The sequence below is a fragment of the Nocardia sp. NPDC059691 genome (assembly GCF_042733915.1).
Classification (GTDB): domain Bacteria; phylum Actinomycetota; class Actinomycetes; order Mycobacteriales; family Mycobacteriaceae; genus Nocardia; species Nocardia sichangensis.
The window spans coordinates 23443-49963 of the sequence record NZ_JBHWFB010000022.1 but is presented as its reverse complement, the minus strand read 5'-3'; the positions used below and the strand labels follow the sequence as shown (position 1 = coordinate 49963).

Annotated in this window: 26 protein-coding genes and 1 riboswitch; of the genes, 11 read left to right on the top strand and 15 right to left on the bottom strand. The window is 69.4% G+C overall.

Translation table 11 applies throughout. The features are described from left to right. Nucleotides 1–91: 91 nt before the first annotated feature. From ACFV2O_RS34580 to ACFV2O_RS34570, 3 genes are read left to right on the top strand one after another with little or no spacing between them, the layout of a single operon-like run. Entirely contained in the window at nt 92–865 is a 774-nt protein-coding gene (locus tag ACFV2O_RS34580) for an enoyl-CoA hydratase/isomerase family protein (protein WP_379255886.1), read from the top strand. Between the two features lies 1 nt (nt 866). After that, on the top strand, nt 867–3017 hold the full coding sequence (locus ACFV2O_RS34575) for an acetate--CoA ligase family protein (RefSeq protein ID WP_379255884.1): 2151 nt from the start codon (nt 867–869) through the stop codon (nt 3015–3017). Further along, nucleotides 3010–3810, top strand: a complete 801-nt coding sequence (locus tag ACFV2O_RS34570; protein ID WP_379255882.1) for a crotonase/enoyl-CoA hydratase family protein — start codon at nt 3010–3012, stop codon at nt 3808–3810. The genes ACFV2O_RS34575 and ACFV2O_RS34570 overlap by 8 nt, the downstream gene beginning before the upstream one ends. Nucleotides 3811–3916: 106 nt before the next feature. Here the strand turns inward: ACFV2O_RS34570 and ACFV2O_RS34565 are convergent, their stop codons facing one another. The 5 genes from ACFV2O_RS34565 to ACFV2O_RS34545 all read right to left on the bottom strand — a co-directional run bounded on the left by ACFV2O_RS34565 (nt 3917) and on the right by ACFV2O_RS34545 (nt 8667). Then, on the bottom strand, nt 3917–4954 hold the full coding sequence (locus ACFV2O_RS34565; protein WP_379255881.1) for an NAD(P)-dependent alcohol dehydrogenase: 1038 nt from the start codon (nt 4952–4954) through the stop codon (nt 3917–3919). 155 nt (nt 4955–5109) lie between these two features. Further along, on the bottom strand, nt 5110–5790 hold the full coding sequence (locus ACFV2O_RS34560) for a response regulator (protein ID WP_379255879.1): 681 nt from the start codon (nt 5788–5790) through the stop codon (nt 5110–5112). After that, nucleotides 5787–6854: a sensor histidine kinase gene (locus ACFV2O_RS34555; RefSeq protein ID WP_379255878.1), complete on the bottom strand. Its 1068-nt coding sequence runs from the start codon at nt 6852–6854 to the stop codon at nt 5787–5789. Before ACFV2O_RS34555 ends, ACFV2O_RS34560 begins: the two co-directional genes overlap by 4 nt. Nucleotides 6855–7008: 154 nt before the next feature. Further along, entirely contained in the window at nt 7009–7521 is a 513-nt protein-coding gene (locus ACFV2O_RS34550; RefSeq protein ID WP_355079322.1) for a DNA starvation/stationary phase protection protein, read from the bottom strand. Nucleotides 7522–7764: 243 nt separating this feature from the next. After that, nucleotides 7765–8667: an aromatic prenyltransferase gene (locus tag ACFV2O_RS34545; RefSeq protein WP_379255876.1), complete on the bottom strand. Its 903-nt coding sequence runs from the start codon at nt 8665–8667 to the stop codon at nt 7765–7767. A gap of 525 nt (nt 8668–9192) precedes the next feature. Here ACFV2O_RS34545 and ACFV2O_RS34540 point away from each other — a divergent pair. Next, a complete protein-coding gene (locus ACFV2O_RS34540) occupies nt 9193–9498 on the top strand; it encodes a hypothetical protein (protein ID WP_355079438.1) in 306 nt (101 codons plus the stop codon). 33 nt (nt 9499–9531) lie between these two features. On the opposite strand, the gene ACFV2O_RS34535 is transcribed toward ACFV2O_RS34540, so the two are convergent. The 5 genes from ACFV2O_RS34535 to ACFV2O_RS34515 all read right to left on the bottom strand — a co-directional run bounded on the left by ACFV2O_RS34535 (nt 9532) and on the right by ACFV2O_RS34515 (nt 14112). After that, complete coding sequence (locus ACFV2O_RS34535; protein ID WP_379255874.1) at nt 9532–10743, bottom strand: Dyp-type peroxidase; 1212 nt, start codon at nt 10741–10743, stop codon at nt 9532–9534. Next, nucleotides 10736–11308, bottom strand: coding sequence for a copper chaperone PCu(A)C (locus tag ACFV2O_RS34530; protein WP_379255873.1), 573 nt, complete (start codon nt 11306–11308; stop codon nt 10736–10738). Before ACFV2O_RS34530 ends, ACFV2O_RS34535 begins: the two co-directional genes overlap by 8 nt. 384 nt (nt 11309–11692) lie before the next feature. Then, entirely contained in the window at nt 11693–12220 is a 528-nt protein-coding gene (locus ACFV2O_RS34525; protein WP_379255871.1) for a hypothetical protein, read from the bottom strand. Between the two features lie 483 nt (nt 12221–12703). Continuing rightward, a complete protein-coding gene (locus ACFV2O_RS34520; protein ID WP_379255870.1) occupies nt 12704–13417 on the bottom strand; it encodes an endonuclease/exonuclease/phosphatase family protein in 714 nt (237 codons plus the stop codon). A 65-nt stretch (nt 13418–13482) separates the two neighbouring features. Beyond that, on the bottom strand, nt 13483–14112 hold the full coding sequence (locus tag ACFV2O_RS34515; protein ID WP_379255868.1) for a TetR/AcrR family transcriptional regulator: 630 nt from the start codon (nt 14110–14112) through the stop codon (nt 13483–13485). Nucleotides 14113–14230: 118 nt separating this feature from the next. Between ACFV2O_RS34515 and ACFV2O_RS34510 the strand changes: the two genes are divergently transcribed. Beyond that, complete coding sequence (locus tag ACFV2O_RS34510; RefSeq protein ID WP_379255866.1) at nt 14231–15367, top strand: lipase family protein; 1137 nt, start codon at nt 14231–14233, stop codon at nt 15365–15367. A 21-nt stretch (nt 15368–15388) separates the two neighbouring features. Here the strand turns inward: ACFV2O_RS34510 and ACFV2O_RS34505 are convergent, their stop codons facing one another. After that, entirely contained in the window at nt 15389–16825 is a 1437-nt protein-coding gene (locus ACFV2O_RS34505) for an MFS transporter (protein ID WP_379255865.1), read from the bottom strand. Nucleotides 16826–16980: 155 nt separating this feature from the next. Here ACFV2O_RS34505 and ACFV2O_RS34500 point away from each other — a divergent pair, with 155 nt between their 5' ends. The 6 genes from ACFV2O_RS34500 to ACFV2O_RS34475 all read left to right on the top strand — a co-directional run bounded on the left by ACFV2O_RS34500 (nt 16981) and on the right by ACFV2O_RS34475 (nt 21692). Further along, nucleotides 16981–17430, top strand: a complete 450-nt coding sequence (locus ACFV2O_RS34500; RefSeq protein WP_356968407.1) for a MarR family winged helix-turn-helix transcriptional regulator — start codon at nt 16981–16983, stop codon at nt 17428–17430. Between the two features lie 84 nt (nt 17431–17514). Beyond that, entirely contained in the window at nt 17515–18210 is a 696-nt protein-coding gene (locus tag ACFV2O_RS34495) for a response regulator (RefSeq protein ID WP_379255863.1), read from the top strand. Beyond that, nucleotides 18207–19307 carry an ATP-binding protein gene (locus ACFV2O_RS34490; protein ID WP_379255862.1) on the top strand — a complete coding sequence of 367 codons (1101 nt, stop codon included), beginning with the start codon at nt 18207–18209 and terminating at the stop codon, nt 19305–19307. Before ACFV2O_RS34495 ends, ACFV2O_RS34490 begins: the two co-directional genes overlap by 4 nt. Nucleotides 19308–19479: 172 nt before the next feature. After that, complete coding sequence (locus ACFV2O_RS34485) at nt 19480–21063, top strand: DUF4153 domain-containing protein (RefSeq protein ID WP_379255861.1); 1584 nt, start codon at nt 19480–19482, stop codon at nt 21061–21063. 34 nt (nt 21064–21097) lie between these two features. Next, complete coding sequence (locus tag ACFV2O_RS34480) at nt 21098–21376, top strand: hypothetical protein (protein ID WP_355079297.1); 279 nt, start codon at nt 21098–21100, stop codon at nt 21374–21376. After that, complete coding sequence (locus tag ACFV2O_RS34475) at nt 21369–21692, top strand: hypothetical protein (protein ID WP_379255859.1); 324 nt, start codon at nt 21369–21371, stop codon at nt 21690–21692. Before ACFV2O_RS34480 ends, ACFV2O_RS34475 begins: the two co-directional genes overlap by 8 nt. Here the strand turns inward: ACFV2O_RS34475 and ACFV2O_RS34470 are convergent. From ACFV2O_RS34470 to ACFV2O_RS34455, 4 genes are all read right to left on the bottom strand, one after another. Further along, nucleotides 21689–23134 carry an alpha/beta fold hydrolase gene (locus ACFV2O_RS34470; protein ID WP_379255857.1) on the bottom strand — a complete coding sequence of 482 codons (1446 nt, stop codon included), beginning with the start codon at nt 23132–23134 and terminating at the stop codon, nt 21689–21691. The two genes, ACFV2O_RS34475 and ACFV2O_RS34470, sit on opposite strands and share 4 nt — an antisense overlap. A 336-nt stretch (nt 23135–23470) precedes the next feature. Further along, nucleotides 23471–23977: an LOG family protein gene (locus ACFV2O_RS34465; RefSeq protein ID WP_379255855.1), complete on the bottom strand. Its 507-nt coding sequence runs from the start codon at nt 23975–23977 to the stop codon at nt 23471–23473. Continuing rightward, on the bottom strand, nt 23974–24807 hold the full coding sequence (locus tag ACFV2O_RS34460; protein WP_379255854.1) for a DUF72 domain-containing protein: 834 nt from the start codon (nt 24805–24807) through the stop codon (nt 23974–23976). The genes ACFV2O_RS34465 and ACFV2O_RS34460 overlap by 4 nt, the downstream gene beginning before the upstream one ends. A 21-nt stretch (nt 24808–24828) precedes the next feature. Next, on the bottom strand, nt 24829–26193 hold the full coding sequence (locus tag ACFV2O_RS34455) for a purine-cytosine permease family protein (RefSeq protein WP_379255852.1): 1365 nt from the start codon (nt 26191–26193) through the stop codon (nt 24829–24831). Beyond that, nucleotides 26190–26304, bottom strand: a riboswitch (TPP riboswitch). Its footprint overlaps the gene before it by 4 nt. Nucleotides 26305–26521: the final 217 nt, after the last annotated feature.

The window sequence follows — 26521 nt, the reverse complement described above, 5'->3', positions numbered from 1 at the left end:
CCCGTGCATGCAAATCGATTTGCATTCAGAGATGGGAATGCAAATGTTATGGCATAGTGTGACGTCGACCCGAGCAGGAGGAGATGAGCGAATGTCCATGGTGCTGGTGAGCAGGTCCGGTCCGATAGCGACGCTGACGTTGAACCGTCCGGAACGGCTCAACGCGGTCAGCGAAGAGCTCTACGAAGCGTTGATCGGCCACCTGGTGGTCGCCGATTCCGATCCGGCGGTGCGCTGCGTGGTGCTGCACGGTGCGGGCCGCGCGTTCTGCGCCGGCGCCGACCTGAAGGCGCATCACGTCGGCTCTCGCACGCCCACCGAGCAAGCGCACTACCTCGATCTCGCCCAGCGGGCGTGCGAGCAGATCCAGCGAATGGACACGCCGGTCGTCGCCGCCGTCGGCGGATACGCGCTGGGCGCAGGCGCCGAAATGGCGGTGAGCGCGGACTTCCTCGTGATGGCCGATGACGCGCAGCTCGGTTTCCCCGAGGTGAGCATCGGGACGTTCGTCGGCGGCGGAGTCACCCATCGGTTACCGCGTTTGGTCGGTCTGCGCCGCGCCACCGATCTGCTCGTCCTCGGCGAGCGCTGCTCCGGCACACAAGCATTCGAGTGGGGTTTGGCCTACGCGTCGGTGCCCGGCGACGTCCTTCTCGATACGGCGCGCGGACTCGCCGACGCATTGGCGGGGAAAGCGCCGTTGTCGCTGGCGCGGATGAAGGCCGCGCTGCGCCGTGACGATCCCCTGGAAGTCGCGCTCGCCGGTGAGCCGCGCCAGATCCTGGAGTTGATGGCGACCAGGGACTGGGCCGAGGGCGTCGCGGCGTTCGCCGAACGCCGCACCCCTGTGTTCGAAGGGAAGTGACGTGCCCACACTCGACGCCTCGGTCCGCACCGCGCTCGAACGTCTGTTGGATCCACGCTCCGTCGTGGTGGTCGGTGCGTCTTCCGACCCGGCGAAGCGCGGTCACCAGGCCATTCGCGCTCTGCGGGAGGCCGGTTACGAAAACCCCGTCTACCCGGTCAATCCCAATGCCGGACAAATACTCGGCCTGGATGTCTGCGCATCGCTCGATCAGGTTCCTCCCGGCGCCGATGTCGCGCTGATCGCCCTGCCCGCCGCCGCCGTGCCCGGCGCGTTGCGTGAATGCGCGGCCGCGGGCATCGCCGGAGCAGTGGTGCTCGCCAACGGTTTCGGTGAGATCGGCGTGGACGGCGCCGATCTCGCCGCCGAGCTGGCAGCCGCGATCGACGAGACCGGCATTCGCGTCATCGGTCCCAACACCTCCGGCCTGCTCAACCTCACTTCGGGTGCGAATCTGGTAGGGCTGCAGGGTGTTCCGCGCGGACCGATCAGCGTCATCACGCAGAGCGGGAACATGCTGTTGTCGCTGGTGAACGACAACAACGTCCTCAGAGGTCCCGGCTTTCACGCGTACGTGGGGTTGGGCAACCAAGCCGACGTCCGTTACGACGAATGCCTGGTCGAACTCGCCCGTCATCCGGAAACCGGTGTCGTGGCGGTCCATTCCGAGGGATTCGCCGACGGGCGGTCGTTCCTGGTGGCGGCCGCTCGGACCGCGCCGGACACGCCCGTCGTCCTGCTGCGCGGCGGCCGCTCGGAGGAGGGCCGGCGCGCGGCGGCCTCGCATACCGGCTCGATCGCGGGCTCGGACGCGGTGGCGACCGCCGTCCTGCGCCAAGCCGGGGTGGAACTGGTCGATCGCTCCGACGAACTCGCGGTCGTCGCGGGAGCCCTCGCCGTGTGTGCTCCGATCACCCCGGGGCGCACGGTCGCGATTCTCAGCGACGGCGGTGGACACGCCGCGCTGGCGGCGGATGGCCTGGCCGCGCACGGGATCGAATCCGCACGGCTCGCCGAGCACACCCGGCAACAATTGCGGAAAGTGCTCGGCGCGGCGGCCGCGGTCTCGGGCCCCGTCGATGTGGCCGGCGCCACCGATACCGACCCGATGGTCTTCGCCGAAGCCGCCGAGATCCTCATGCGCGATCCCGCGGTGGGCCTCGTGCTGATCATCGGGCTGTTCGGTGGCTACCACCTGCGTTTCGACGCGGGATTGCGCGACAGCGAAGACGCGACGGCGGGCGTCCTGCTCGCGCTTTCGGCCGAATACAAGGTGCCCTTGGTGATCCAGAGCTGCTACGCCGGTCTCGATATCGCCAATCACGACCGGCTGCGCGCCGGCGGCGTACCGGTGCTCGGCTCGATCGAGCACGCCGTGCGAGCGGCGGCGGCTCTGCACCGGCGCGGCCGCCTGATCGCCGAGCGCGCCCGGCGCTCCTCGCTGACACTGCCGCCGCCCGCCCCGCCCATCCCGGGTTCGGGGATCCTCGACGAGCCGACCGCGCGGCGGGTGCTGGCCGACGCGGGAGTGGAGGTCGGCATGTGGACCTTCGCGCGCGACGTGGATGCGGTGGCTCCTGCAGTCGCCGCGTACCGGCGACCGTGTGCACTGAAAGTCGTCTCAGCCCAGGTGATCCACAAGTCGGACGTCGGTGGCGTCCGGCTGGGAGTGGTGGCCTCCACCGCGACCGAGAACGCCGACTCCATTGTCGACGCGGTGACCGCGAAGGTGCCCGACGCCAGGATCGACGGAATGATCGTGACCCCCATGGCCGACGCTGGTGTGGAGTTGCTCGTCGGCGCGACCCGGGATCCGATCTTCGGGCCGGTGCTGGCTTTCGGCACCGGTGGGGTGCTGGTCGAGGCGGTCCGGGATATCGCGTTCCGAGCCGTCCCCCTCACCGAGTCGGAAGCTCACCAGATGATCGAGGAGACCATCGCCTCCCGCATGCTCGACGGCTACCGGCACCTGCCCGAGGTCGATCGTGACGGGCTCGCGCGATTCCTCGTGCGCATCGGGGATTTCGTCGCCGCGCACCCGGAGATAGCCGAACTCGATCTCAATCCGGTGATCGCGTCCGGGCACGACCTCACGCCGGTGGATGTGCGAATCGTCCTGTCCGAGTCGGCGTCCGGAGGTCGCGATGAGTGACCCGATCCTGATCGACCGGACCGGCGATGTGGTCGTCTGGACCCTGAACAACCCGCGAGCCCGCAATCCGATCTCCGAAGCGGACACCATCAGCGCCCTCGAGGACGCGGTGGCGGCGGCCAACCAGGACCACAGCCTCCGGGCGGCCATCCTCACCGGTGCAGGCTCGGCGTTCTCCTCCGGCGGCAACGTCAAGCACATGCGCGACCGGGCCGGAATGTTCGGCGGCACACCGGCGCGGCTACGTCAGGAATACCGTCACGGGATCCAGCGGATCCCGAGAGCGCTGTATCACTGCGAGATACCCACCATCGCCGCCGTCAACGGCCCGGCCATCGGCGCGGGTTGCGACCTGGCCTTGCTGTGCGACCTGCGGATCGCCGTCGCCACCGCCGTGTTCGCCGAGAGCTTCGTCAAGCTCGGCCTGGTCCCCGGCGACGGCGGAGCCTGGCTGCTGCCCAGGGCGATCGGCATGGCCAGGGCCTGCGAAATGGCGTTCACCGGTGAGCCGATCGACGCGCACACCGCACTCGACTGGGGGTTGGTCTCGGAGGTGGTGGAGCCCGGCGCACTCTTGGACGCGGCCCACCGGCTCGCTGCCCGCGTGTGCGCCAATCCGCCGCATGTGCTGCGAATGACCAAGCGGCTGCTGCGCGAAGGAACACACCAGAGCTTGGAAAGCCTGCTCGAGCTGTCTGCGGCCATGCAGGCCGCCGCGCATCACACCGAGGACCATCGCGAGGCCGTCTCGGCCGTGCTGGAGCGCAGACCACCCGAGTTCACTGGTGGGTGAGCAACTCCCCGGTGGCGCACAAGCCACTCCGCCGACGGCGCGGTTCAACCAACGAGGCCCCTCCGATACAGGTGCGGCGAAGGCTGGACCGCGGTCGCCGGGCAAGCTAATCGGTGATGACGATCTTGCCTCTGGCGTGGTGCCCGAGCATGTGGGCGACCGCGTGCGCGGCTTCGCCGAGGGGATAGGCCCGCTCGATGATCACCTTGACGTCGCCGGACACCAAGAGCGCGGCGAGATCGTTCAAATCGTCCTGGCCGGGGAGGCAGGTGACGGTGCGGACGTCGGTCGAACCCCAACCCATCATCTTCGCTCGGGCGATCCTCGGCAGGCTCCCGAAAAGTCCTCTGGCGCTGCCGATGCTGTTGGGGATGAATATTCCGGTGGGTGTCAGCAGATCGGCTGTCGCGGAGGGCGGATGGTTCAACACGTTGTCGAGGATCACGTCGTAGCGTTGTGTGCCGCGGGTGTAGTCCTCCTGGGTGTAGTCGATGATGTGGTCGGCGCCCAACGACTGCACGAGCTCGATGTTGCGGGTGCTGCACACGCCGGTGACCTGAGCGCCGAGCGTCTTGGCGATCTGCACCGCGAGCGTTCCGACACCGCCTGACGCGCCGTTGATCAGGACCCGTTTCCCCGGCCCGGCCCGGCCCACGTCGCGCATTGCCAGCAGCGCCGTGATGCCCGACATGACCGATGCCGCGGCCTCCGCGAACGACAGTTCGGCGGGTTTGCCGATCAGCTGGGACGCCGGTACCACCGTGAATTCGGCGAACGTGCCTGCCAGCGATTTCGCGCTGTTGCCCCACAGCGAACCGAATACCTCGTCGCCGGGGCGGAAGCCGGTCACGTTCTTTCCGACGGCCTCCACGGTTCCCGCGATGTCACTTCCGCGCACCGGTGTCGCAGGCCGGCGGAGTCCGAACCCCAGTCGCAGGAGGTACGGCACACCGGTCACCGCGAGCCAGTCCGGGGTGTTCACGCTGGTGGCGCGCATGCGGACCAGGACCTCGTCGTCGGAGGGAGCGGGGCGGGCGATGTCGTCCGGTGCGAGTACCTGTTCCGGTGCACCGTAACCGCGTTGGACGATCGCCTTCATCGTGGCGTCGCGTTCGGGCGTGGTCGCGTTCGTCGATGCCGACATGGTTTTCTCCCTCGAATGGTCACGCCGGGCCGCGAGCGGCGTCGGTTGTGCAACCATCCTGGCGAACCGGCCGACGGACCACATCGGACGAGCGGTTCGATCCGAGTCGGCCGATAGGACGGGGCCCGGGGATACTTTCGGCCGAGGTGCTCCGGTCAGCGCCCGACGCGGTCGGTCTCGTACGCCCAGATGACGAGTTCCACCCGGTTGCGCGCCCCGAGTTTGGCCATGAGGCTCGCGATGTGGGTCTTGACCGTGCTGAGGCTGATGTGCAGCTCCGCGGCTATCTCGTTGTTGGTTCGCCCTCGGGCGACGGTGGCCAGTACGTGCTCCTCGCGCTCGGTGAGTTCCATGGCGGGCCGGGCAGGCGCTGCGGCGCGTCCGGTGCTTGCGAAGGCGGTGAGCAGACGCGCGGTGATACTCGGGGCGATGAGCGCGTCGCCGCGAGCGGCGGCATGGACGGCCTGCGCGAGCATCGCGGGTCCGGCCTCTTTCAAAAGGAATCCGCGTGCGCCGGCACGCAGCGCCGCGTAAACGTACTCGTCGAGGTCGAAGGTGGTGATGACGACCACGGCGAGGGGGTCGTCGACGGCAGGCCCGGCGAGCAGGCGGGTGGCCTCGATGCCGTCGACGCCCGGCATGCGGATATCGAACAAGCACACATCTGGGCGCAGATCGCGAGCGAGCCGGACGGCCTGGGCCCCGTCCCCGGCCGCGCCGACGACTTCGATACCCGGTTGGGCGTCGAGGATCATCACCAGCCCGGTGCGGACGATCTCCTGGTCGTCGGCGACGACCACCCGCAGATTCGACGTCGTCGGCTCGCCTGCGGTCATGTCGCCGCAACCTCCCGGGGCAGCACCGCCGTCACGGTCCACCCGCGGTCGGAGTTCGGGCCCGCCGCGCAGGTGCCGCCGAGCAGGTCGGCGCGCTCGGCCATGCCGGCCAGCCCGTAACCCGGAGATCCGGCCGGGCGTGCGGGACCGCCGTCGCCGTCGTCACGGACGAGCAGTCGGACCGCGGTGTCGTCGCTGGTGACACGCACTTCGATGCGGGTGGCGTGCCGGGCGTGACGCACCGCGTTGGTGATCGACTCCTGGGCCAAGCGGTAGATCGCGGTGCCGACCGTCGCGGGCAGATCGGTGACATCACCACTGATCTCCACCTCTACGGTAGGACCGTTGCCGGTGGAACCGGCGAGCTGTTCCAGATCGGTGATGCCGGGATTGGGCGAGCGGTCCCCATCATCGATCGGCTGGTCTCGCCGGAGCACACGCACGATGGCGCGCATCTCGGCGAGCGTGCGCGCGGCTTCGGCCTCGATCAGGCGCAGCGCGTCGACGGCGGCGCCGGGCGTGGACTCCGCGATCGCCAGACCGGCTTGGGCGCGAATCGCCATGGCCGACACATGATGCGCGACGGTGTCGTGCAGATCGCGGGCCAGTCGTTCGCGTTCGACGAGCTTGACCTGATCGAGTTCCCGAGCCTTCGCCCGTGCCCGGTACCGGAACGCCAAGCCCAGCGCGACGGCCGCGAACAGCACGATGAACGCTCCGGCCGCATCGGCGGCGGGGAGGCCGCCGGTCAGCATCGCGATGCCCGCACTGGGGAAGACGATCGCCGATCCGATCACGATGTCGCGCCCGGACCCCCACCGGTACAACGCGTACGGCAGCAGCAGCGTCGCCCCCATGGCGGCGATGTCCGACTGATCGCCACCCAGCAGCACCGTCGCCGAGGTCGAGCCGACGAAGGCGATGCTGACCATCGACAGCGGTCGGCTCCGGCGCCACAACAGCGTGGGCATGATCGCGACCGCGACCGCGATCCACACGAACCGGTGCGAGATGTCTTGTCGAAGCGAACCTTCGAGAACCGCGAGCGCGATGAACGTTCCCACGAGCGCCCGATCCCGCCATGACCGAGGTGGAGCGTCTGGGGCGTGCGGCTCGTGCCACACCGAGCGGATCAGGTCGTGCACGCCTCAATGATCGCGCTCGGACCCCTGGAAGGGAACGGCGGGTGCTTCCACTCGGCGTATCGCGCTCGTGCCGTCAGACCTTGCGGTTCTCCGACTTGATCATCCACGCCAGTTTCTCCAGCGACGCGGTGATCTGATGCAGCAGATCGCTGGTGCTGGGGTCCTCGGCGTCCACCGCGTCGTGCACGTCGCGGATGGTGTCGATCGCCGCGTAGGTGCGGGTCGTGATCAAGTCGACGACGTCGGCGGAGTTCACCTCTTGGGCGGGGAACGGCGGGAGGCTCGTCGTCGCGGCGACGGTGTCGGAGCGTCCGTCTGGGACCACGTCGAGGGCTCGCATCCGCTCGGCGATCGTGTCGCTGCCCTCCCGTGCCGCATCGACGAGCTCATCGAGTTGCAGGTGCAGATCGCGGAAATTGGCGCCGACGACGTTCCAGTGGGCCTGCTTGCCTTGCAAGTGCAGTTCGACGAGATCGACGAGAACGCGCTGCAGATCGGCGGCCAGGCGGGGTGAACCGGTGAAATTGCGGACCTCGTCGGCGAGACGGCGATTGGTTCGGTGCTGAGTCTTGTGTGCCGTAGTCATGGTTGCACTCCTCTCGTGATCTTCACGAAGAACAACTCCGACTTTATTGGAATCATTCCAGATTGCACTGTCGCGTGGATCACCCCTCCTCGGCGTGCGCACGGCTCGAGGTCACGTCAGGAACGTGTGCGCCCGGTCGACGCCGCCATCGTCTGCGCGCACTCGATGCAGGCGCTCGCCGCCGCCGAACGTCCGCCGCACCTCGAGGCCATCTTCGTCAGCGGCGGTCACTACGAGCCGCGCCTATTTCGCTCGCGGCGCGGCGCCGCCGCCGGGGATGACGGCACGATGGACGGTCGTGTATTCGGCTTGCACTTTGTAGTACCGCGAGTGCGGACCGTAGGCGGCGTAGAGGGTGAAGCCGCGTGGCCCTTCGAAGGCACGCGGCGCCCCGTCGACGAAACGGGCCAGCACCGGATCGAGGTCGCGCGGAAAATTCGATTCCTGATAACGCTGCGGGAAGCAGATGCGTCGCATGCGCGGCGAGGTCCAAGAGAAGGTGCGGTAGACGTTGAATGTGCCGTCGAACAGCGTCAGTTCTTCGTCGGTGGCCGCGACGAAATCCAGGTCGGTCAGGATTGCGGCGATGTCGTCGGAAGTGATCGCACCGGGCGGCAGCACCTGGGAATACAAGTTCATGGTGCGACCGGCGAAATCGAGCGCCAGAATGCCGACCTTGCCGCCGTAGCGGGTCAAGTGCTCGGTGTGCGAGCGCGCCGCGTCCGGAATCCCCGGGAACGCGAGCATCCGCTCGACCTCGAGGACATCGGCGAAGAACAGCCAGACCTTCTGCACACCACCGGTGAGGGACAGGTCGACGGCCGATCCCGCCGGGACCTCGGCACAGACCTCCGCCAGCAATTTCTCCATGGGATGTCCGGTGAAGGTGATCAGTCCGGCACCGCGCAGCGTCTCGACCAGTTCTGCCGGCGGGCCCGAGTGCTGCACCCTGGCGTTGACCTCGCGCTCGGGCACCGGATGGGTCGTGGTGCGCACACCGACCACCGAGCCGGTCCACAGATCGGCGAGAGCGTCCAGCGCCGGATCCACCACCGCGGGGTCGTAACGCGCTTCGGCCAAGCGCGCGAATTCGCGCAGATCCCGGCGCAGCCGGTCGAGCGTGACAGTGACCGATGTGCTGCTCATACGTCAACCTCGAATACTCCCACCGGGGGGTGAAAAGCCAAGTCCACCAACAGATCGACTCGTCACGATAGTCGCGCGGCCGGCCGTGTCGCTACACGGACGCCGGCGTTTCTCCGCGGGCTGGTCGGCGTCGTAGCCGGTCCGGCAGTTCGCTTCGGTAGGGTCGCGGCGGCGGGTCCGCCCGCGGCGACAGCGGCCGCGATTGTGGTGACAGTCTTGCTGGTTCGCCACCGTGTGCGACCGCGTCGGATTTCGACCATGTGGTTGGTCCTTCGAGCAGGTGTGATGCAAGTCGTGTGGTCCACTGTGGGGTCGTGCGGCATCCCCGCCACATCCGTCAGGTGACGCTGTACGCGACGTAGTTCGGTGACCGAGCTCTTCGAATGCGCTGCACCGGTGCGGGCGAGTTCGTCCCATCGGGCAGCGAAATCGCGAAGTGCACTCGCGCCCGAACCATGGCAAGTTTGCTGCGTGAACGTGTCAGAGTTGATCTACAACGTCGTAGTCGTCGCTCACCTGCTCGGCATGGCGGCGGTAGTGGGTGGTTATGTGGCGGGGCGGCCTCGGGTCTCGGAGGTGATGGTCTGGGGTGCGCGGTTGCAGGTGGTCACCGGATTGATCTTGGTCGGCATGGCCGAGTCGATCGATTCGCTCGGCAAGGACCCGAACATGGTGAAGATCGGCGTGAAGCTGGTCGTCGCGGTGGCGGTGGCGGCGTTCGCGGAGATCGGGCACGCGGACGAGAAGCGAGGCAAGCCGGTGCCGTGGTTGACCGATGCCGCGGGCGTGCTGGCGATCGTGAACGTCTTGGTGGCCGTGTTGTGGACCTGAGGTGTCCGGCGCCGCATGGGCGCCGAACACTTCTCACGCCTCGAACAGCGGTTGCCCGAGATAGCCGCCCGGTGACGCGACCCCGGGCGGGATCGCGAACACCGCGGAACCGATGGGTGTGGTCCACACATTGAGAGCGTCGAATTCCGCGAGCCGACGCTGGACCGGAAGGAACTGGGTGTCCACGTCCCGCTGATAGGCGGCGAACAGCAGACCCGAGTTGGAGGTCGCGCCCGGCGTGGGGGCGTCGTCGTAGTTGTAGCCGCGCCGCAGGAAACGCTCGCCGTCGTGGGTGTGATGGGCGCGAGCGATGTGCGATGACGGTGGGATGACCGGTATCCCGTTCGCGTCGACGGCCGCGAAGTCCGGCTCGTCGAACTCGCCGGTTCCGGTCAGCGGCGCGCCGTCGGCGATGGTGCGGCCGACGGTGAGTTCCCTTTCCTCTCGGTCGATCCGGTCCCAGGTGTCCAGCGTCATCGCGATCCGCCGCAGTACGCACGAGGTTCCGCCGCGCAGCCAGGGCTGCGTGGCCCCGTCGTCCCACACCAGACGGGCGAACTCCGGTGTGCCGGGCGCCAGGTTCACCGTGCCGTCGACCTGGCCCATCAGGTTGCGCGGTGTCCGGCCTGGTGCGGCATCGCGAAATCCGCGTTGCACCCAGCGCACGGTGACCAGCGAGGTCACGCTCCGGCAGAGCACACGCACCGCGTGTGACACCGTGGTCGCCTCCTCGGCGCATATCTGCAGGAGCAGATCGCCTCCGGTCCAGGCGGATTCGAGCCGGTCGATGGCGAAAGGGGGCAACGGCCGCAGCCACGACGGCCTGCGATGCTCGAGCCCGGCCGCCGTGAACACCGCGGGCCCGAAACCCACCGTGACGGTGAGCCGCGCCGGGTGCAGCGCGAGTTCGGCTTCGGTGTCCGCGAGCGCGGGCCGCCCCTCGGTCAGCCGGGCGGCGTCCCCGGTCCATATCCTCAGCAGTCCGACGAGGTCATCGCGCCGGACACCCGGTCGCAGATCGAAGGCGACGAATGCCGCGTGCGACTGCGGGAGGGTGTCGATCCCGGCTTGGTGCGGGCCGTAGAACGGCACCGTCGCTTCCCGGGCCGAGGGACCGGATTCCCGCCGTCCGGTACGCGCGGACGCGCCGAGCCCGACACCGGCGACGCCGGCCGCGGCGGCTCCGCCGCCCAGCAGACGCCGCCGGTTGATCCGTGCGGGACGCGGTTCGTTGCGGTCAGCCACCGTGCGCGGGGGTCTGCGCGCCTGCATGTGCCTCGCCGCCCGCGTGATCGGGCACGTAATTCTCCTGGTTGCCCGCGAAGTCGCGCACCTGAGCGGTGAAGGTGGTGGTCGAGCCGTCGTCGAAGGTCAGCGTGACCGACGTCTCCGACCCCGTGCGCAGCGGCCCGTGCAGGTCCATGAACATGATGTGGTCGCCGCCCGGCCGCAGCTGGGTGCGGCCGTGCGCCGGAACGACGAAGCCGCCGGGCTTGGGCCGCATCGCCTTGGTGCCGTTCGCGTCGGTGACCACCTCGTGCAACTCGATCCGGCCGGAGGCGGGACTGGTGGCCGAGACGATGGTGCGCGGGGTGTCGCCGCTGTTGGTCAGGTCGCCGAAGGCGGCCGACATCCCGCTGTCGGCGGCCTTGACCCACTGGTCGGAGATGGTCACCGCATCGGCGGATGCGACGGTGCCGGTCTTGTCGGCCGACGAACACGCGGTCAGCAGAAGGGGCACCGCCGCGGCGGCGAGCGCGCCACGCAGGAGGCGAGCGGTGCGCGGTGCGACGAAAAGGTTGACGGTCATGAGAACTCCGCAAGTCGTGAGATTCGGTGTGGTGCGCGCTGACGAAGGCCTCGGGAGCTCCGGGCATCGACCGATCCGTCGGCGGGCTCGGGTCACTCGGTGCTGTCGGTGGACACGCCACATCCGGCCCGCCGCGAGGAGGCCGGGCATCCGAGTCGGCGGCAGCCGATCTGGCCCTGAAGCCGCACTGCGAGTCGCCGAAAACGCCCGCTTCGCAATCCGGTTCACGGCGAGTCGATTCTCCGGCGCTGTACCGCCGTGATTCCCGAGGTCGGAACGGCGTTCGCGAGCCGGAGCGGGAAGCCATGATCCGAAGCGCATCGTCGGCTGGGTCGTCGAGCGCGGCCCGGCACTTCGGCGAGGCTCGTCGGCGCGATGTAGGGGTCAGCGGATAGGTGGCGGGCCGCGCAGACCGGGGCCCGAACTCAGTAGCGGGCGGCGCGGATGGGGGAGAACATGCCCGAACGCGGGCGAGCCGATCCGGACCGGCGCGCTGGGACCTTCGCCGAGCACGCGCACCGTGTGGCGCACATCGGAAACCGCGCGCACGACAGCGTGTTCGGCGGCGCGGATGAGCAGCGCGCCGAGCGGGACGGCCGCGAGATGCGTGCCGAGCATGACCGAGGTCGCGCCCGCGTCGTGGTGATGAGCGGCCGACAGGGTGGACGCGAAATGCGCGACGGCTTGCGCCACCGCCAGCGTGGCCATCATCTCGCCGCGCCCGTGCCGGTGGGGTCGCGCACCGGCCAGCACGCCGACCGCCGCGCACGCGGCGATCAGCAGGGCGATCGGCGCCGCGCCGGGTGCCATCGCACCGCCGCCGAGCGCGTGCGCGGCGATGCTCACCGCCCCGGCCGCGGATCCGACGAACGCGCCGCGCAGCCGCGCCGCCACTACCGTCGGATTACGCACCGACTCATACTACCGCCCGTCGTAGCGCGGGGAGGCGCCGGATCGGATGCCCGACAGACCCGCGCGCCGGACTCGACTCGACGGGTCCCGGCCACAGACCGGAGCCGAATCGTTCTGGCCTGGAGTATCTCTGCCGCGAGCGGGTGACGACGTTCGTCGTCCGCGCCGAGGTCGTTCGTGCTTCCCGGAATTCGGGACTTGGGTGTTACCAGTCGGGAGCTGTTGCGGCGCACGTGACACGGCAACGACTCAGTGGGGTCGAAGACGCGCCGCCGCTGCGGAACCCGCTGTGAGCGCGGGAGATTTCGCGCCTGCGGACATCCCGGCTCCTTCCCCGAACTCGCCGATCATGCTGTGGCATCCCCACTTTCCGGAAGTTCCGTTGCGAGCTCCTGCACGGATCGACCGGAATCGCCGCGGCACCGAACTCGTGGCCCGCCCGGCATCGGCAGCACGACGGCATCGACGCGGACCCCGGCCGACTCACACCATGACGCTCGCGTGGACGAGATTGTGGTCGGACACCCCGCCGATGTCGTCGACCGACGCCGCCGTGACGGTCGCGCCGTGGACCACCACGTGGTCGATGTGCTGTGACTTCGTTCCCGAGGAACGCGGGCGGGTGGGCAGCCCACCCGCGACGTGTTCGGCGACCATGAAGTGGTCGCCCAACCCTGCGGCGACGGTGGCGCGGTCGATGTTGAAGTCACCCAGCAGCACCGCGGCGTCCTCCGGGGTATCGGTGGCGAGTTCGGCCAGGCGGGCGAGCTGGTCGGTGCGCCGCCGATCGCCGGTGACATGGGTGGCGATGACCGTCAGCCCGCCGACGTCGACGACGAGGGCGCCCTTGCCGTGGTCGTGCGCGAAGGATTCGGCGGTCACCTCCCTGCTCGGCTCCGCGGTGAGCACCACCAGGTACTCCCCGCCGTCGAGCAAGGAACTGGGCATGCGCCGCGGCGTCGGCAACCGCTGATACCGCATCGCGTGGAAGGTTCGATCCGGCAGCGCCATTCGCAGGCTGGCCAGTTGATCGCCGCTGACCTCCTGTAACGCGATGATCCGCTCGGTGCGTTCGGCCACCCGCGCGGTGACTTCGGCGATCCGTGCGCCCTCGTCCGGCCAGCGGGTGGCGACGTCCTCGTACCAGTTCTCGGCGTGGACGCGATGCAGGACGTTCCAAGTGGCCACCGTGATCACCTTCGCGATGGTATGCGACCGATTGAAACAGGTTGCGGCGCGGGCTGTGCCGATCCGGCGCGCGTTCAGCCGGCGCCCTGGATGTCGATGCCCTGCTGGAGCGACGCGATCGCGCGATCGAGGACCCGGTGCAAGGCCGGGATCGAGTGGTCCGCTCCCATCATCCAGTGATCGAGGCCGACACCGAAGGCCGCGAAACAGGCCGCGGCGGTGAGCTGCGGTCGCAGGTCATCGGCGGGAAGCCCGGCGCGGGCGGCGAAGTTCAGCGCCATCGCGCGCTGGCGTCCCAGCGCCCCGATGAAGTTCTCCCGGCGCAATTCCGGATTGCCGACCAGCAGCTGCCTGGCTCGGCGCGCGGTCTCCGCCTGGCGGTCCCGCGACGGTGCGTCCCGCTCGTCGAGCAAGAAGTCGCGCAGCGCCGCGCGCACCGCGGTCAGCACCGATTCGCTCGCCGGGCGTCGGTCGACGGCAGCGAGCAACTGGGCCATGAGGTCTTCCTCGTGGCTGAACACCACCGCGAGCTTCGACGGAAAATGACGGTGGAAGGTCCGCCGGGAGACCTGTACCGTGTCGGCGATCTGCTGCACGGTGGTCTGCTCGAACCCATGCAGCTCGAACAGCCGCAGCGCCGCGTCGACCAATTCCCGCCGCACCCGCGCCTTCTCGCGGTCGCGTGGACCGTTCACACCCGTCATGCCCCGCATTCTCTCTCGGCGATGTCGTCCCCATTGGTGTCTCAAAGTGACACATTAGCCGAAAATCGGGCTACAGTGTCTCGACGAGACACCAAATTGAGAACCGAGAGGTGGCGCCATGTCGGTGCGACGTGCAGGAATCACCGTGGCCGCGGCCGCATTGCTTTTCGCGGGTCCGCCGGTGGGGGCGGCCGTGGCCGACCCCACGGGGCCGGGCGCGGCTCCGGGCGCGGTCGCCAGCGACGAGGCGCTGCCCGAACAGCTTTGGATCGAGGGCGCGGGCGCGGCCCGCCGCCTGACGTATTGGACCAGGACCTCCGATGACCGGCCGGCGCTGGCCGGTGGTGCGGTCTTCGTTCCGGCGGGGACGCCGCCGAGCGGTGGCTGGCCGGTGCTGTCCTGGGAGCACGGGACGGTCGGCCTCGCCGACGAATGCGCGCCGTCGACCGCGGGCCGTAGCAAGCGCGACCTGGATTACCTGGCGACCTGGTTGCGCCAGGGCTACGCCGTCGTCGCGACCGACTACATCGGTCTGGGCACCCCGGGGCCGCACGCGTATCTGGACGGACGCGCCGAGGCGCACGCCGGAATCGACATGGTGCGCGCGGCCCGCGCCGTCGAGGATTCGCTGTCGTCGAAATGGGTGGCCATCGGGCAGTCACAGGGTGGCGGAGCCGCGGTGTTCACCGCCTCGCTGGCCACGGCGTACGCCCCTGAACTGGACTATCGCGGCGCGGTCGCCACCGGCCCCGCCTCCAATGTCGTCGAGGCCGCCTCGTTCCTCGGGCCCGACGCCCCTCCGATCGACAATTCGCACCTCACCGCCTATATCGCGTATGTCATGAACGGACTGCGGGCGGCGCGACCGGGCTTCGATCTCGACAGTTACCTCAGCCCGGTCGGCAAGCAATTGGCCACCGCCGCGGAATCGCTGTGCTTCCAGCCGCTGGCCGAGCGGGCGCAAGGGATCTCGGTCAACCGGTTGTTCTCGCGCCCGCTGGCGGACGGCGATTTCGTCGCCACCGCCCGCTCCGTCATGGACGTTCCGCTCACGGGCTACGACCGGCCGCTGTTCATCGGACAGGGCACCAACGACACCGACGTCCCTGCTCCCCTGACCGCGAAGCTGGTCACCGATCTGGAATCGCACGGCGTCCGGCCCGAGGTCCACGTGTATCCGGGCAAGGATCACAGCGCCACGATGGCCGCTTCGCTGTCCGACAGCATTCCGTTCGTCGCCCGCCTGTTCGCCTGACCCCCGCGCGGGCCGCGGCGCTCAGGCGCGCGCGGCCGCGGGCTCGAGGTCGGCCTCCGGCAGCGTCGCGGCAGACTTGCGAACCGGAATGGCCAGCGCGATCAGCGCCGCCAGCACCGCGACGCCGCAAGCGATCAGCAATCCGGTGCGGAAGCCGGCCTCGGTGGGGATGGTGTGCCCACCGAGGCGGGTGCTCATCTGCGCGAGGACGACGCCGACGACCGCGGCCGACACCGTGGTGCCGATCGAGCGCATCAAGGTGTTGAAGCTGTTGGCCGACGCGGTTTCCGACAGCGGGACCGCGCCCATGATGAGCGCGGGCATCGAGCCGTAGGCGAGGCCGACGCCACCGCTGCACACGCAGGTCACGACGAGTAGCCCCCAGGTCGACCCCATCAGCACGACCGACGAACCGTATCCGAGGGCGATCACCAAGCTGCCGACGGCGAGCGTCACCTTGGGCCCGCGCGCGGCCGACAGCCGGGCACCGAGCGGGGAAACCGCCATCATCACCAGGCCGGCGGGGGCCATCCACAATCCCATCGCCAGCATGGACTGCCCGAGGCCGTACCCGGTGACCACCGGCAGTTGCAGCAGCTGCGGGATGATCAAAGACTGCGCGTACATGGCGAACCCGACCACGATCGAGGCCGCGTTGGTCAGCAGGACCTGCGTGCGCGCGGTCACGCGCAGGTCGACCAGCGGGTCCGCGGTACGCAGTTCCCACCAGCCCCACACCGCGAGGACCAGGACCGCGACCGCGAACAGGCCGAGGATGGTTCCGCTCGTCCAGCCCCAATCGGCGCCCTTGGACACCGCGAGCAACAGGCACACCAGCGCCGTGCCGAGACCGAGTGCGCCGGGAACGTCGAAACCGCCGCCGCCGCGTGCCGGGATGGCGGGCACCAGCAGCCAGATCAGCGTGGCGACACCAGCGCTCAGCACCGCCGAGCCCCAGAACAACACGCGCCAGCTGGCGTTCTCGGCCACCGCCGCGGCCAGCGGAAGACCCAGCGCGCCACCGATTCCCATCGACGCGCTCATCACCGCGATGGACGTGCCGAGTCGTTCGGCGGGCAGGACGTCCCGCAACGCGCTGATGCCGAGCGGGACGACACCCATGCCGATGCCCTGCAGGCCGCGACCGGCGATCATCGGCACCACCGAACTCGCCAGCGCGCAAACCAGCGATCCGGCGATGAGCGGAACCGTGCACGCCAGCAGCATGCGGCGCTTGCCGTAGAGATCGCCGAGGCGTCCGGTGATCGGGGTGGCCACCGCGCCGGCGAGCAGCGTCGCCGTGATCACCCAGGACGCGTTGGACGGTGTGGTGTCCAGGATGCGGGGCAGGTCCCCGATCAACGGCACCACCAGGGTCTGCATCAGTGCGGCGACGATGCCTGCCGCCGCGAGTACGCCGACGATGCCCTCGGACCGAGCTGCCGATGGTGCTGTCACGCGGGTCTTCCTCTCTTTTCGATTCTTGTGCACGATACATATGAATTGCATGATGCACAAGAGTTGTACTATGCAAATGTGCTGGTCGGGCCGCGGGAGTGTGGTATAGGTGCGGAGATGGGCCCGTAGCTGGCGAATATCGGCAGGAGCGTTGTGTGGACAAGCCCGTATCTTCGGTGGAGTTCGAGACCATGCTGCTGGGGCGGCACAGCCTCAGTGCCAAGGCCCGCCGGGGCCGTGGCCACCTCGACCGCAGCGCCTACACGGTGCTGAGCAGGCTGCGGGTGCAGGGTCCGATGTCCGTGGGAGAACTCAGCGATGCCTTCGGCCTGGACACTTCGACGCTGCACCGGCAGACCACCGCCATGCGCGGAGCCGGTCTGATCGAACGTATTCCGGATCCGGACGGCGGCATGGCGCGCAAATTCCGGATCACCGCCGAGGGCGGGCGCCAGCTCGACGCCGAACGCGCCTACAACGTCCGCGCTCTCGAAAACGTCCTGGCGAACTGGACGGCGCAGGACATCGCCGCGTTCGCCGAATTCCTGAAGCGGTTCAACACCGACATCGAACGCATCGACAAGCGTCCGTGGCCCCGGCCCTGAACGCGGGCGCGCCCGCGCGGATGCACACGAAATCTCCACAATCGAGCCCGGATCTCTCCACAGCCGGTGGCTAGGGTTCGGTGCATGGAACACAGCGCACCGGCGCAGTCCGCACGGCGGATCCTGGTGGTGGACGACGAGATGACCATCGCCGAATCCGTCGCGGCTCGCCTGCGGGCGGAGGGGTACACCGTCGACTTGGCGCACGACGGTCCCTCGGCCGTCGCCGCCGCCGAGGCCGTCGGACCGGACCTCGTGGTGCTCGACGTCATGCTGCCGGGGTTCGACGGATTGGAGGTGTGCCGCCGTATTCAGGCGCGCCGCCCGGTGCCCGTACTCATGCTCACCGCGCGCGCCGAGGAAACCGACCAGCTCGTCGGGTTGGGTGTCGGCGCGGACGACTACCTCACGAAACCTTTCTCACTGCGCGTGCTCGCGGCCCGGGTGCACGCGCTGCTGCGCCGGCTGGACCGGGCCGCCGACCGCGACGGCGCGACGATCCTGGTCGGTGATCTGCGAATCGACGTCGACCAGCGCCGGGTCTGGCGCGGGGACGTCGAGGCCCTGCTCACACCATTGGAATTCGATCTGCTGGCCCGGCTGGCCCGCCGCCCGCGCGCGGTGCTCGCGCGCGAGCGGCTGCTCGAAGACGTCTGGGACTGGTCCGACGCGGCGGGCACCCGCGCGGTCGACAGCCACATCAAGGCGTTGCGTCGCAAACTCGGCGCCGACCTGATCCGCACCGTGCGCGGCGTCGGGTACGCCCTGGATGCCCGATGAGTACCGAACCCGAGAGCGCACCGGACGTGAAACGCGAAATACGCGGCGGGGGAGCGGAATACGGCGAACGGCGGTGGGCGCGCCGAGTGAGCGATCGGATCGCCGAGCTGTTGCCCCGGCCGCTGGACCCGGTGAAGTCGATCAAGCTGAAGCTCGCCATCCTCATGCTGTGCTCCGGCGGGGTCGCGTTCGGATTCTTCCGGTTCAAGATCGGATGGCTGCCCCCGCGCACCACGCTCACCGCGGTGGTGATCGCGCTGCTCACTTCGCAATTCCTCGCCCACGGCATCACCAGGCCGCTGCGCGAGATGACCGCGGCGGCGAAACGGATGGCCCACGGCGACTACACCCTGCGGGTGCGGGCGAGTTCCCGGGACGAAGTCGGGCAACTGGCCGAGGCGTTCAACCAGATGGCGGCCGACCTCGCGGCGGCCGACCGGCAACGCCGCGACCTGATCGCCAACGTCTCGCACGAATTGCGCACGCCCATCACCGCTTTGCAGGCGGTACTGGAGAACCTCGTCGACGGCGTCTCCCAACCCGACCCGGCGACCCTGCGCACCGCACTGGCCCAAACCGAACGGCTCACCCTGCTGGTGTCCGAATTGCTCGATCTCTCCAGCATCGAAGCGGGCGCCTTCCCGCTCGACCGCGAGGAGTTGCCGATCGCGCCGCTGCTGGCCGACGTCGTCGCCGAAGCGGAGGTCATGACCGCCGCGCTCGGGCGCGGCGTGCGATTCCGCACCGACGTGCTGCCCGGCGCCGCCCGCGTGTACGCCGACCGTGCGCGTCTGCACCAAGTGCTGCTCAACTTGCTCGACAACGCCGCTCGCCACGGGCCTGCGGGCGGGGAAGTCCGCGTGGCCGTGCGGGTCTCGCAAGGCGAGGCCGTCATCGACGTCGACGACGACGGCCCCGGCGTCCCGCACGCCGAACGCGCCCGGGTATTCGACCGGTTCACCAGGGGCGGCCGGACCACGGGCGGCGGCACCGGGCTCGGCCTCGCCATCGCCCGCTGGGTGGTCGACCTGCACGGCGGCACCATCGCGGTCGCCGAGCCGGGCTCCCGTATCCGGGTCGTTCTGCCCGGGCGCTGACCTGCCACTCATCCGACCCGGACCACCAGAACGGTTCCGGGGTGATTCCGCACGCCTATCGAAGGGACGAACCATGCCTCCCGAACCCGAATCCGCCTCGACGGCCGAACCCGAGGCCTCTGCTGCGTCGAGCACCGAATCCATCTCTGCCGCAATCAGTTCCGGCACTGCGATGGTCGATCCACCGGTCGCCGGATCGGACATGCGGGCGGCAGGCATCGCCGCTGCGGGTACACCGGCCGGCGGATCCGCCCAGCCCTCCCCGGGCGGCCCGACCGCGTGGCAGCGGCCACCCAAGTGGCGGCGTGTGGTCTGTCCTCCCGGCGTGGTGCCTGCCGCGCTCGTCTCCGGTCTGGCGGCGGCGATCCTCGTCCGCTGGGACCGGCCCGGCATCGGCTGGGTTCTCGCCGCCGCGATCGCGGCGACGGCGGTCGTCCTCGTCGACCGGAACGCCCGCAGGGCCGTGGCGAGCACGACGAAAGACAGCACAGGGGACGCGGAACAAGCGGCCGAACGATCGGTGGCGACATCGCATTACGCGCGAAGAGCGCGGTTCGCGGGACGCGCGTGGTGGGCGACGCTCGCGCTCGCCCTGCTCGCGGTAGGCGCCGTCCGCGCCGCGGGCTGGCTGTTCGCCTTGTGCGTGCTCGCGGCGTGTGTCGCCGGTTCGCTGGCGGTCGTGGGACGCCGCTCGGCGAACGGCATCCTCTACGACACCCTGGCGGTCGGCCTGGAGGCGGTCTCCGCCGTGCCGTGGGTGTACGCCGGTACCGCCAGGGTGCGCGGTGCGCACACGCCGCGGGCCCGGCGGCTCGGGCTGTCGGTGGCGGTGACCGTCGCGCTGCTCGCGGTCTTCGTTCCGCTGCTCGGCAGCGCCGACGCGATGTTCGCCGCGTTGCTCGAGACCGTGACGCCGGACCTGGACATCCCCTCGGTGGTGCGGTGGATCGTCCTGTTCGCGGTGGTCGCGCTCGGTGCGGTCAGTGCCTTGTTCGTGCTCGCGGGCCCGCCGCCGCCTGCCACCGCGCGCGCGGGTGGGCGAACACTGCGCCGTTCGGAATGGGCACTGCCGGTCGGTGCGCTCGCGATCCTGTTCGCGGCCTTCGTCGCGACCCAGTTCGTCGTGCTGTTCGGCGGCGACGAGCATGTCCGGAAGACGTCGGGCTTGACCTACGCCGAGTACGCCCGCGCCGGCTTCTGGCAGCTGTCGGCGGTCACCGTCCTGACCCTCGCGGTGCTCGTGGTCGTGTTGCGCTGGGCTTCCCAGGACACGCCCGCCGACCGGTGGTGGCTGCGCGGTCTGCTCACGGCGGTGAGCCTGCTGGCGCTGGTGATCGTCGCCTCGGCGCTCGGCCGGATGTGGACCTACCAGCGAGCCTACGGCTTCACGGTGTTGCGCCTGCTGGTGGAAGTCTGTGAACTGTGGCTCGGCCTGGTCTACGTCCTGGTCCTGTTCGCGGTGCTGCGACTGCGCCGGGCATGGTTGCCGCGTGCCGTGCTCGGCACCGCCATGGCGACCTTAGTGGCGCTGGCCGTGGTGGACCCGGAGCGACTGATCGCCGAGGAGAACATCGATCGCTGGCAGCGGGGCAAAGCGCTGGACACCGAATACCTCGTGACGCTGTCGCCGGACATCATGCCCGCGACCGAACGGCTGCCCGAGCCGCTGCGTGCGGACGTACGTGCCAGGTTGCGCTCCGACCTGGGCGAGGACAGCTGGCAGAGCTGGAATCTGTCCCGAGCGAGAGCGCGGTGAGCTTCCTTGTAATACACTTGTATTATCGCTGATCGTGGGTTATAACTGGCCTGAGTGGGCACTGTTGTCGCTGGTGGGAATCGACCCGCGTGAAGTGCTGCAGGTGCTCATGGGCGCCCGCCGATGGCCTCGGCAGGCGCACGGCCGGAACGAGCTCGCGGTCCTGACGGTGTGGGGCCGGACCGAGGCGGGCCGGCCGCTCATCGTCGCTGTCCGCCGCACCGAAGGCTGGCAGTGGGACATCCTGGGCGCGGTCGAGATGACCGAGGCCCAGGTGGCCGAACTCGAGCGTTGGGAGCACACCGATGACTGACTATCCGACGAACCCGGAGGCCCTCCGGGACTTCCTCTCCGGTCTGGAATACAGTGACGCGCCGGTCGACGCGGCCGAGTTGCCCCCGCCGTTGCGCGCCGAGGACACGGTCACCGTCACCACGTCGCTGCGCATCCCACTGGAATTGCACCAGCGGGTCAAAAAGGCCGCCGAGCAGCGCGACGTGACCATGTCCGCGCTCATCCGCGACTGGATCGAACTGGAACTGGCCGCCCTGGAGAACGACCAGCCCATCTCACGCGCCGACGCCCTGCGGGCGCTGGCCGCCCTGCATCCCCTGCGCCAGTCGGCTTAGTCCGCGGCGGCTGGTGTGTCGCGGGTCAGGACGCGATCGAGTTGCGCGGCGAACTCGTCGGCGGCGATGCGATAGCCGACGTGGTCGCCCGCGAACTCGACGAGGTCCAGGCCGAGTTCCTTCGCGAGTACGGCGTTCGGAAGTCCGGGAAAGGTGTCTCTCGATTCGCGTCCGACGCCGAGTACCAGCCGGTCCGACGACGCGCGCAACGCCGCGAGATCCGGGGCGTACCGGGGATACTGTCTCAGCTCGTGTTCCATCCAGAAGACCAAGTTCTGCTGGATCCTGGTGACTGTCGCGACGGCTTCCGGCGGCAGCTGTTCGAGCGGGGGAGGCGGCGTGGGCCGCATGCCGATGCCCGCCGAGAACGCGGCCATGGCGGCGGAGGTGCCTTCGGTCTTGCTCTGCTCGTGGATGCTGTCCAGGAAGGCCAGCCACTTCTCGCCGTCGGGCAGCAGCGTGGCCAGCGGTGGTTCGTGCGCCACGAGCGTGCGCACCAGTTCCGGCCGGGCGCGCAGCAATTCGAGCGCCACGATCGCCCCGGAACTGCTACCGAGGACGTGGGCGGGCTGGTCGGTGAGGTGCGCGAGCAGCGCGGCGGCGTCCGCGCCGTCGGTGATCACGCGATCGTGCGGCGGTCCGTCGAGGGGGCTGCGAGTGAAGCCGCGCCGGTCGTAGGCGACCACGGTGTAGCGGTCGGCGAGCCGCTCGGCGACGGCGTCGAAGGATGCGGCGTCACCGTTGCCGCCGGGAATCAGCAGCAACAGCGGTCCGGTGCCGCGGATCTCGTAGTAGAGGGTCGCGCCGGGGACGGCGAGAGTGTGCTGGGTGGGGACATCCATCGGAAACGCTCCTGGGAGAAGGGACAACTGCCGCAACGCCTCCCGGATGATCGGTAGCGCGGGAACGGGTGGATCGGCATCGACCCATCGGTCGACGGCCACGCACAGCGCTGCCGCGAGAGCGCCGGCCATGATCCGCGGGAACATATCGGCGTCGATCGGGCGGCCGGTGCGCTCGGCGATGGCTTCGGCCAGCGCGTCCTCGATCACCGCCTGGGATCTGCGGTACTCACCTTGCAGCAGCGGCGCTCGGGTGATCAGGCGAACCCCCGCGGTCCAGGCGGGATCGGGTGGCTCGGCGTCGCGGAATTCCGCCAGCACGGCGTGGATCACCGCGGGCCACAGCGGCTCGGCGACCGGGCGGGCGCGCAGGTCGTCCGCGATCCGGCGGGCCCGGTCCACCGCCACCGAGCAGACGGCCTCGTACTTGCTCGCGAAGTAGTTGTTGAACGTCCGCGGCGACACCCCGGCCGCCGCGGCGATGTCCTCGACGAGAACGTTGTCCAGCCCCCGCTCCACGGCCAGTCGCAGCGCCGCGAAACCGAGCGCCTCGCGGGTGGCGAGTTTCTTGCGTTCGCGCAAGCCGAGTACAAATGCCACGGCTCCACGGTAGCGAAACTTGCGTGATGCGCAAGATTGCGTGATCGGAAAGATCTGGGAGAGCGCAGATCAGGCGTACCTTCCCCTTCGCCTCGGCCATGCGCGGGCTGAGGACGGACTACGTCCGACCGCACCCATCAGGCGATTCGGCGATCCGGAAAACTAGTGGCAGTGTCGCGCCGGCCACAGAGGGCAATCGCAGCGCCGATTTTCGGCGCAGCGCGGTTGAGCCGAATTCACGCCTGGCGCAACGACCGTCCGCGGTGCATGCGGCGCGAGGCATGGTCGGCTCCCGACGCCTTGTGCACCGCGCCGTCCGCCCCGGATCGATCGGCCTCAGGTCGGCTCGGCCGGTGCGGAATCGATCCCGTCCAGCGCCCGGCGCACCGCGTCGGCCGGATCGGCCGCGCCCACCGTGGCCGCCACCGGACGTCCATTCGCGTCGCGAATCTGCCAACCGCCCAGGGAGACAACCGGAATGCCACCACGCCTGCGGGCCAGCGCGACCTCCGACAGCGTGCCCCACGAACCGCCGATGACGATCACCGCGTCCGCCGACTCGACGAGGATCGCGTTGCGCGCCTCACCCATGTTCGTGAACAGCACCGCCGACAGCCCGGGACACACCGCGTCGCGGTCGGTGTCCGGACGCACGCCGATCACCAGTCCACCGACTCCGGCGGCACCGGTGGCGACCGCGGCCATCACCCCGGACCCGCCGCCACACAAGACGGTGATCCCGGCCCGCGCCAAGAGTTCGCCGACCGCACGCGCCCACTCCGCTTCCTGCCGCGTGCACTCCCTGGGTCCGCACACCGCGACCTGCCGCGTCACCTTCGTCATCCCGCAGGCCATGGCGACACGAGCGACGCCAGGCGCTCCCGCAACGCCATCGCGTCGCGCGGTGCCCGCACTTTCGCGTCGTTGTCGAAATAGGTGTAGACGTCCAGCGATCCGGCCCACGAGCGGATCTTCTCCGCCCACATGTCCAAACCCTCGTCGGTGTATCCGCTGACGTAGAGCTCGTCGTGCCCGTGCAACCGGATGTAGACGAAGTCGGCGGTGACTTCTTCCAGCAGCGGATACTTGCCCGCCGCGTCGGCGACCACGAGGGCGACCTGGTGGCGGCCGAGCAGATCGGTGCAGGCCGGGGTCACGAAGCTGTCGTGCCGGACCTCCAGGGCGTGCCGCAACGGCCGGTCGGCGTCGGTGCTCGTATGCGCGGGATCGACGCGGTGATCGTGCCGGCGTGCGATCTCGGCGGCCTGCTCGGTGCTGCGCGGCAGCCCGGACAAGAAGGCGTCCAGCACATCGGCGTCGAAGCGGAAGGTCGGCGGCAGCTGCCACAGAATCGGCCCCAACTTGGGCCCGAGCGCCAGCGGGCCGGAGGCCAGGAAGTTGGCCAGCAGTTCGTCTCCGTCGCGCAGCCGCTTCATGTGTGTAATGAACCGGCTGCCCTTCACCGCGAAGAGGAAATCGTCCGGAGTCTGCTCCGCCCACTTCTGGTAGCTGGACGGGCGTTGCAGTGCGTAGAACGAGCCGTTGATCTCCACGCTGTCGAGCTGCTCCGAGAGATAGGCCAACTCGCGCTTGTGCGCCAGGCCCTGCGGGTAGAACGTCCCGCGCCAGGGCGGGTAGACCCAGCCCGACGTGCCGATCCTGATCTGGCCCATGTCTCCATGGTGGCGCATTCGCTACGCCGATGCGGTCCTCGCCGCCACCTTGCCGACCAGCCAGGCCGCCGCCAGCGCCGCCAGGAACGACAGCAGCGATGCGCTCATCCACGCCTGCGCGGTGAAGTGCAAAGCCTGCCGAACCCGATCCCAGAACTCGGTCCACACGCCGGCGTCACCCGGGTTGATCAGTTGATACACCGCGAAGCCAGCCAGCCACGCGACCACCATGCCCCACCGCGCCGGCGCGTCGGGAGCGGTGTTCCACTCGCGGTGGGCCCGCAGGAAGAAGTCGGCGACCAGCACGCCGAGCAGCGGTACGAACACCGAACCGATGAGTCCGAGGAAGCCGAAATAGTTGCTCATGTCCAACCGCAGGGCCAGCACCGTGATCAGGGCGCCGAGGCCGATCGAGAGCACCCTGCGGTCGACGCGCGGCGCGAGGTTCTGGATCGACACGGCGGTGGAGTACACATTGGCGAACGATTGGTCCGCCTCCCGCAGCACGAAGACGAAGAAGAACAGCGCACCGAGGCTCACCTGCAGGAACGGTGCGTACGGCCCGCCTGCGCCGGTTGCCAGCGCCAGCGCGAAAAGGCCGAGGACGTAGGCGATGATCTGGGTGAGCGCGTACGCGCCGCTGGCCGCGCCGAACGCCGAGCGGCCGGTGCGGGAGTGCCGGGTGTAGTCGGCGGCGACCGGAACCCACGAGATCGAGACGGCCAAGGCGGCATCGGTGGCGACCCAGAAGAGGTTCCAGTCGACGCCGAACGGCCCGCTCCCGCTCGGCCCAGGGTTCGCCCGCAGATCGGGCAGACCGGCGCGGAAGAACTGCGCGTAGAACCAGATCAGGGCGATCACGACACCGGCGGTCACGAACCTGCGCAGCAGACGGACCGAGCCCAGCGGCCATATCGTGAGGACGGTCGTGAGCAGGCCAGCGACCACCACGTAGAGCCAGTGCGGGCCGCCGCCGAACAACTCCCCGGCCGCGTCGCCGATGACGATCAGCTCGAACGTGCCCCAACCGATCAATTGCGCGATATTGAGGATGGTCGGCAGATAACTGAGTTTCGCGCCGAACAGCCCACGCAGCAGCACCATCGCGGGCTGTCCGGTACGCGCGCCGGTCAGCGCGGCGGCGCCGAGCATCAGTCCGCCCACCAGGGTGCCGAGGACGGTCGCCAGGATGCCCGCCGCGATCGAGATCTGCGCGGCGCCGTCGGCGTTCGGCGCGAGCACCGTGTACGCGCCGGAGAACGCGATGAGGCTGACGCCGAGATTGGCCCAGAACGCGCTCTGGTCCCAGAACGAGAGCACTTTCGGCGCGGGCTGGTCGAGGGTGAGCGGGGCTTCTTGCGCCGCGCTCGCGCGGGTCGACGACATGACGGAAACGCTCTCCCTACGCCGGCATTACCCGGACAGGTTCATGCGGTCGGCGACGCGCGCGGTCCGCCCTCTCAGCCCGGCCGTGCCCGAGCTCCCGCGGTGGGGTGATTCCGGCGAATAGTACACCCGCGCCAGTTTCGTGAGTTGGGAACGAGAACAGAGCGGCCCGAGGTCCGTGGCGCAGTGGCGAGTTCCCATGGCCCCGGAGCGCTTCGCGCACTGGACCGACGAGCGGGCGCGCACCACGGCGCCGGCCCCTTGTCGTGGCATCTACGACGCGCACTGACCTCCCCGAGCGCCGCGCGGTCACGGGTCCGTCGCGGCG

Coding starts and splice junctions, on each gene's coding strand:
- ACFV2O_RS34580 (WP_379255886.1), top strand. CDS start 92: ATGTCCATGGTGCTGGTGAGCAGGTCCGGTCCGATAGCGACGCTGACG.
- ACFV2O_RS34570 (WP_379255882.1), top strand. CDS start 3,010: ATGAGTGACCCGATCCTGATCGACCGGACCGGCGATGTGGTCGTCTGG.
- ACFV2O_RS34565 (WP_379255881.1), bottom strand. CDS start 4,954: ATGTCGGCATCGACGAACGCGACCACGCCCGAACGCGACGCCACGATG.
- ACFV2O_RS34560 (WP_379255879.1), bottom strand. CDS start 5,790: ATGACCGCAGGCGAGCCGACGACGTCGAATCTGCGGGTGGTCGTCGCC.
- ACFV2O_RS34550 (WP_355079322.1), bottom strand. CDS start 7,521: ATGACTACGGCACACAAGACTCAGCACCGAACCAATCGCCGTCTCGCC.
- ACFV2O_RS34545 (WP_379255876.1), bottom strand. CDS start 8,667: ATGAGCAGCACATCGGTCACTGTCACGCTCGACCGGCTGCGCCGGGAT.
- ACFV2O_RS34540 (WP_355079438.1), top strand. CDS start 9,193: ATGGCGGCGGTAGTGGGTGGTTATGTGGCGGGGCGGCCTCGGGTCTCG.
- ACFV2O_RS34530 (WP_379255873.1), bottom strand. CDS start 11,308: ATGACCGTCAACCTTTTCGTCGCACCGCGCACCGCTCGCCTCCTGCGT.
- ACFV2O_RS34515 (WP_379255868.1), bottom strand. CDS start 14,112: ATGACGGGTGTGAACGGTCCACGCGACCGCGAGAAGGCGCGGGTGCGG.
- ACFV2O_RS34510 (WP_379255866.1), top strand. CDS start 14,231: ATGTCGGTGCGACGTGCAGGAATCACCGTGGCCGCGGCCGCATTGCTT.
- ACFV2O_RS34495 (WP_379255863.1), top strand. CDS start 17,515: ATGGAACACAGCGCACCGGCGCAGTCCGCACGGCGGATCCTGGTGGTG.
- ACFV2O_RS34490 (WP_379255862.1), top strand. CDS start 18,207: ATGAGTACCGAACCCGAGAGCGCACCGGACGTGAAACGCGAAATACGC.
- ACFV2O_RS34485 (WP_379255861.1), top strand. CDS start 19,480: ATGGTCGATCCACCGGTCGCCGGATCGGACATGCGGGCGGCAGGCATC.
- ACFV2O_RS34475 (WP_379255859.1), top strand. CDS start 21,369: ATGACTGACTATCCGACGAACCCGGAGGCCCTCCGGGACTTCCTCTCC.
- ACFV2O_RS34465 (WP_379255855.1), bottom strand. CDS start 23,977: ATGACGAAGGTGACGCGGCAGGTCGCGGTGTGCGGACCCAGGGAGTGC.
- ACFV2O_RS34460 (WP_379255854.1), bottom strand. CDS start 24,807: ATGGGCCAGATCAGGATCGGCACGTCGGGCTGGGTCTACCCGCCCTGG.
- ACFV2O_RS34455 (WP_379255852.1), bottom strand. CDS start 26,193: ATGTCGTCGACCCGCGCGAGCGCGGCGCAAGAAGCCCCGCTCACCCTC.